The sequence below is a fragment of the Leptotrichia sp. genome (genome assembly GCF_057270615.1).
In genome coordinates this window covers 1-6,711 of record NZ_DBHIXN010000079.1, presented here as the reverse complement: position 1 = coordinate 6,711, position 6,711 = coordinate 1, and the positions used below count along the sequence as shown (strand labels likewise).

Here is a 6,711-nt window from a genome sequence, read left to right as displayed (position 1 = left end):
ATTACAGAATGTTCCAATTTACCATTTAGAATAACAACATTTTCTACGCCATTTTTTATCGCATTTAGGCAAGTTGTAACTTTTGGCAACATTCCGCCACTGATAATTTCCCGTTCTATTAAATCATTTACTCTTTTCACATCAATTTCATCAATAAGAGTTTTTTTATCATTGTAATCAAGTAAAATTCCATCAACATCTGTCAAAAATATCAATCTATCCGCCTGTAATTTTCCAGCAATCGCACCTGCCACATAATCTGCATTAATATTGTATGTCTGACCGTTTTTGTCAACTCCGATAGATGAAATTACTGGAATTGCATCATTTGATTCCAATAATTCTATAACTTCAGTATTAATTTTCTTAATCTCTCCGACAAATCCAATATCAACCTTTTCTCCATCAACTTCAACAAACTTTTTCTCGACAAATACCATATTTCCGTCTTTTCCACTAAGACCAACAGCTTTTCCGCCATATTTATTGATGTCTGACACAATTCCTTTATTAACTTTCCCAGAAAGTACCATTTCCACAATTTCCATCGTTTCTTCATCAGTCACACGATTTCCTGCGACAAATTTGCTCTCTTTTCCAATTTTTTGAAGCATCTCGTTTATCTCAGGCCCTCCACCATGCACAATCACAGGATTTATCCCAACATATTTCATAAGAACCACATCTTGAATGAACTGTTCCCGAGCAACAGGATTAACCATCGCACTTCCGCCATATTTAATAACAATCGTTTTATTATGATATTTTTTTATAAACGGCAACGCCTTTACTAAAATTTTCGCTTTATCTAAATTTGAAATCATATTTTCCCTTTCTTTATTACTAAAATTTTTCTTATTTTTTAATTTTAAAAATAATTTTTTCAAAATTTATCTTGAAAAGTTTACTAACAAATAATTCTTAAAATCATAAATTTATTTTAAAAATTATTAAGTATGATACTCCGCATTAATTTTCACATAATCATAACTCAAGTCACATCCCCAAGCAGTCGCTTCAAATTCCCCATCATTTAACTCAATAATTATTTCAACGGTTTCAGCCTTCAAAATTTTCTCAGCTTTTGGAACATCAAAATCCTGTGCCATACCATTTTTCGCAACTTGAACCATATCATTTCCAGCTTTTAGAAAGATATTAACTTTATCAATCATCAAATCAGCTTCCGAATATCCAACCGCACACAAAATTCTTCCCCAATTTGGATCACCACCAAAAACTGCCGCTTTAAAAAGACTTGAAGTAATAACTGATTTTGAAACTTTTTTCGCATCTTCCAGCGTTTTTGCTCCATTTGTTGTAACTTGAATCAATTTTGTTGCACCTTCTCCATCTTTCGCAATTAATTTAGCCAATTCTTCATTCACTTTGTATAACGCCTTTTTAAACTCATCATATCCAGCTGAATTCTCATCAACAATTTTTTCATTCCCTGCAAGTCCGTTCGCCAAAACACAAGCCATATCATTTGTGCTTGTATCTCCGTCAACTGAAATCATATTGAAAGTGTTGTCAGCAATTTCAGAAAACATTTTTTGCAATAATGATTTTTCAATATTCACATCAGTTACAGTAAATGAAAGCATTGTAGCCATATTTGGATGAATCATTCCAGAACCTTTACACATTCCAGCCACTTTCGCCTTTTTTCCAGCAATTTCAATTTCCAAGCAAATTTGTTTAACAAAGGTGTCAGTAGTCATAATCGCAGTAGCCGCATCAATTCCGCCATCTTCCGACAAATTTTCCACAACTTTCTCAATCCCGTTCTCGATTTTTTCCATATCAAGCTGAACCCCAATAATTCCAGTCGACTGAACCAAAACTTCCTCAGCACTCAATCCCAATTTATTCGCAACTAGCTCAGTCATTTTTTTAGCATTCGCAAGTCCAGTATCCCCCGTACAAGAATTTGCATTTCCACTATTTACAATAATCGCCTGTGTATTCTTATTTTTTACATGCTCAATATCCAGAATAATTGGTGCAGCCTTTGCCAAATTTTTTGTAAAAACAGCAGCTGAAACCGCCTTTTCCTCACTATAAATCAAAGCCATATCTTTTTTTCCACTTTTTTTCAATTTTGCTGATATTCCAGTCGCTTTAATCCCTTTAACATCAGTAATTGTTCCATTTTCTATTATTTTCATATAACTTTTGTATGATAAATAATTTTTGATTATTTTATAAAAATTATGAATCACACGCTCCTTTCTTTTTTATCTGTAAAAACCTATTAATAAAATCTTATTAACAAAATATTTTTATAAATACATCGACAAAAATTCCAATCCTTCATTTTCATCAAATCCAAATAAAATGTTCATACTCTGAACCGCTTGTCCACCAGCACCTTTTATCAAATTATCAATCGCCGATACAACAACGATGTTCCCAAATTCCTTGTCATATCGAACACCAATCTCACAAATATTACTATTTTTCACATTTTTTATCTCTGGCAAATTTTCAGTAACTCTCACAAAATAGTCATTTTTATAAAATTCATTATAAATTTCATAAATTTTTTCTTCCGTCAAACTTTCCTTAAATTCATCCTTCACATCCAAATAAATTGTCGAAAGAATCCCTCTATTTATCGGCAACAAATGCGGAGTAAACACTAAATTAATATCCCCATTCGATAATTTATCCATTTCTTGCTTTATTTCAGGTGTATGTCTATGTTTCAAAATATTGTAAGCCTTAAAATTTTCATTAACTTCAGCATAAATTAAATCCAATTTAGCACTTCTTCCAGCTCCCGAAACTCCTGACTTCGAATCAACAATAATTTTTTTCGTATCAACAAGCCCATTTTTTAGTAACGGTGCCACGCCTAAAATAGCAGAAGTGGGATAACATCCAGGTGAAGCCACAACCTTCGTATTTTTAATTTTTTCCTTATAAATTTCTGGAAGTCCGTAAACTGCATTTTGATTGATTTCTGGATAATTATGTTTCACTTTGTACCATTTTTCATATAATTTAGAATCGTCTAATCTAAAATCTGCTCCCAAATCAAAAACTTTCACATCATTTTCAAGTGCTTTTTTTGTTATTTTTTCAGATAATCCATGTGGCAATGCCAAAAATAATACATCAATATTTTTGAAATTTTCTTCAGCTTCTTCCAAAGAAATTAATTTTTTCTTAAAATACTTTTTATAGTTTGCATATACATTTCCTATATCTTCTCCAGTACTTGAGTGTGATGATATAAACTCAAGTTCTACTTCCTTGTGATTATTTAATATCCAGACTAATTGCTGTCCAGCATACCCTGTCGCTCCAATAATACCAGCTTTTATCATAAAAAATCATCTCCTTAAAATATTAAAATAAAAAGAGCCTTTTAACAGGCTCTAAATAAAATTATAAAAATTATATATAAAATCAAAGAGCCAATAACCTTCAAGTCATTGGCAAAAAACTATTTTTATTAAAACGGAAATCTATTATAAAAATGATTATATACCATAAGACAAGGGGTTATAATTTATTTGTAATTATTCTATTATCCCTTATCCTTCTTATCATTTTCATAACATTTCCTCCTATCTATTTTTTATCTTCCTTTTGATAAATCTATTATATCAAAAAAACTATATAAAATCAATATGTTGAATATATAAGTTTTTAATGATTATATTAATTAAACTAATGATTTAACTTTCATAAACAATATCAAAATCAACTAATATTGGCAAATGATCTGAAAGCTGAGTTTGTATAACTTCATAACTATTTACCTTTATTTCTTTTGAACAAAGCACAAAATCAAGTTCACGCTTCGGATTCCAGCTTGGAAAAGTAGGATCTTTTCTTGTATTTACATTTTTTAAATCAGAAGCCTGTAAAAACATTTCAAGCTCTTCTTCACCCCAAAAAACATTAAAATCACCAGCCACAATAACTGGCTTTTTACAATTTTTCACAAGATTATAAAGCTGTATAATTTGTTTTTGTCTCGTTTTTCCTCCAAGTGCTAAATGTACAAGAAATACAATCACATCCTCTGTTTCTACCTCGATAATCAATTTCTTCATCCCAATATCCAAATAATGAAATTCTTTTCTTAAAATTAAATCTTTAAAAAGCAAAGCATTTCCCTGTTTTCTAACCATTGGAAATTTCATATACTGTGAATCTTTCTCATATTTATACTGATAAACATTATTGTTTCTTGTAATTCTGCCAAGAAGTGTAGCCTGATTTCTGCTATACATCCGAAATGATCCAAGATCTACTTCTACAAGTCCCACAATATCAGGTTTATATTTATTAATAAATTTCCCAATCCGATAAATATGCTTTACAGAATGACCCAAATATCCACGTATATGTTTAAATGGCTGCTTCAAATATTTTCCAGTCCCGTATCGAATATTATACAAAAGGAATTTCATTTTTCCTCACTTCTCTTTCTTGTATCTTCACAAAATTATACAAATCACTTTAACATTAGACCTGTTCGATAACTATACAAACTTAGAATTTAATAAAATAAATATCTTGAAGCAAGGGGTCTTGACCCCTTGTATAGATAAAAAACTTAGGTTATCGAACATATCTATTAAATAAATATATTCAACAACTTTAATACTTTTATTTTTGACAAAATGTTTGACTCCTTGAGTAATACTTTCCATATTTATAATTGCCAAATATGTCTAACAGGATTTATTTTTTTACTATCCCAACTCCATCTCCAAACGGCAGCAGTACAAAATTATACTCTTCATTCAATTTTTCTATAAATTCTTTAAGTCTTTTTACAATTGTCTTATATCTTTTTGGAATTTTCTCCTTATCTACCGCAACCAGTCCACGAAACATGAGATTATCAATAAAAATAATTCCATTTTCATTGAGAAGTTCATAACTCATTTCAAAAAACTTCAAATACTTCCCTTTTGAAGCGTCAATAAAAATAAAATCATACTTCATATTCTTATCAAGTTTTGGAATTTCTTCTAAAGCATCTCCAAAAACCATTTTATTCTTTTCAAATAATCCCAGTTTCTTAAAATTTTCCACAGCTTTTCCATAACGAATTTCATCAATTTCCATTGTTGTTAAAAATCCGCCATTTTCATTAGCAATTTGTGCCAAAAAAAGTCCTGAATATCCTGTCGCCGTACCAATTTCCAAAATATTTCCTGCTTTTATATTTTTAGCCGTAAAAATCATATAATTTAATACTTCATCTGTAATAATCGGCACATTTTCCGCCAGACTCTCATCCTTCATATTTTGTATAATTTCATTTTGAATTTTAAACAAATTTTGTGCATACTTTGATGATTCCATAAAATTTTCTATCATAAATTATCCTTTTTCTTTTAATTTTAGTCATTTTTTTATTTTTATTGTCACTGTTATTTTAAAATTTCAAAAATTAAATTTTTAAGTTTCACAACTTTAATATTTACAGCATTTCTCCCATTTTAAAAATAGGCAGCATAACTGAAAATACAATCATTCCAATAATTACTCCACTGAACCTCCCACGACTAAAGTCGCAGGGTTCCAAAATCTTTAAAAATATTTAAAAACTTTCTAAGAAGTTTGATAGTTCTATGCTATCCTTATTCTTTTAGGTGTGTTCAGCTCACCTCTATTGTATAGGACGCTTAAGTCCACAACTTTACTTTTTCTTAATATATTTAATGCTCCGTTACAATCTGCATTTAATTGATAGCCTTTTCTTGTTTGATATAGTCCTCTTTTTATCCTTTTTCCACTGAATATATATTCTTGTAGATTTTCTTTATCATATATTGGAATTTTATCTCCATCAAAGAAACTTGCTTTTGATGTATAACTTTCTTCTTGCAGTTTAAATTCTATTCCATATAGTTTACATAGATATATTAATTTATCTCTTAATTTTCCATATGGTATATTTACAAAGTTTTGATTATTTATACTTCCTATATTTGAATTTCTTTGAAAATCTTCATTATATCCTAGAACTATTTTTCCTATATCATTATTAAGACAATAATTTACAATTATTCTTGCCGCTTTTGAAAGATAATCTTCTATACGATTATTTCTCTTTCTAGTTATTCTCTTTTGTCTTAATGTTATATGCTCTATCTTTTGTTTATCTTTAATGCTTTGCAATTTTGCATTTGTCTTGTTATAGTATTGATTTATTGATTTTAATTTTCTACCATCTATTATGAATGATGCTCCATTATTAGTTACACAAGTACAAAGATTGTCTATACCTAAATCAATTCCTAGTGCATTTTCTTTATTTAATTCCCTTTGAACTTCTTCTACCTCATAAGTATATTGAATTTCAAAGTACCTAGAATGTTGTTTTGGTATTATTCTAATCTCTTTTATTCTCTTGTTTTTTAATACTGGTGGTAGTTTTACTGCGATTTCCTTATGTGTCTTTCTAAATGAATTTGAATAAGGAACTCTCAGAATATCACCTTTTAATCTTACAAAACCTATAACAAGAGTAGTAAAACTATCTTTAGCAAGATATTTAGGTAATTTTATTTTACCATTATATTGACCATTCTTAGCAAGTTTTAAAAGTCCAAAAAATGATTTAAAACTTCCGTCTACTTCTTTTAGAATTTGTTGAGCCATATTAGAATTTAACTTCTTATAGTTCTCACTATTTTTAAGCATTTTATAGTTTTCATTATAACTTAAATACTTTTT

At 29.2% G+C, this 6,711-nt stretch carries 6 protein-coding genes; all 6 read right to left on the bottom strand.

The genetic code is table 11. The features are described 5' to 3' along the window. On the bottom strand, nt 1-824 hold an 824-nt coding region (gene argB / locus ACO409_RS09900; RefSeq protein WP_485556858.1), incomplete at its 3' end, for an acetylglutamate kinase. Nucleotides 825-950: 126 nt separating this feature from the next. After that, entirely contained in the window at nt 951-2,171 is a 1,221-nt protein-coding gene (gene argJ, locus ACO409_RS09895; protein ID WP_485556856.1) for a bifunctional glutamate N-acetyltransferase/amino-acid acetyltransferase ArgJ, read from the bottom strand. A 114-nt stretch (nt 2,172-2,285) separates the two neighbouring features. Continuing rightward, complete coding sequence (gene argC / locus ACO409_RS09890; protein WP_485556854.1) at nt 2,286-3,335, bottom strand: N-acetyl-gamma-glutamyl-phosphate reductase; 1,050 nt, start codon at nt 3,333-3,335, stop codon at nt 2,286-2,288. 354 nt (nt 3,336-3,689) lie between these two features. Then, on the bottom strand, nt 3,690-4,430 hold the full coding sequence (locus ACO409_RS09885; protein ID WP_485556852.1) for an endonuclease/exonuclease/phosphatase family protein: 741 nt from the start codon (nt 4,428-4,430) through the stop codon (nt 3,690-3,692). A 274-nt stretch (nt 4,431-4,704) separates the two neighbouring features. Beyond that, entirely contained in the window at nt 4,705-5,349 is a 645-nt protein-coding gene (locus ACO409_RS09880) for an O-methyltransferase (protein ID WP_485556850.1), read from the bottom strand. A 252-nt stretch (nt 5,350-5,601) separates the two neighbouring features. Then, a partial coding sequence (locus ACO409_RS09875) for an RNA-guided endonuclease InsQ/TnpB family protein (protein WP_485556848.1) occupies nt 5,602-6,711 on the bottom strand: 1,110 nt, incomplete at its 5' end.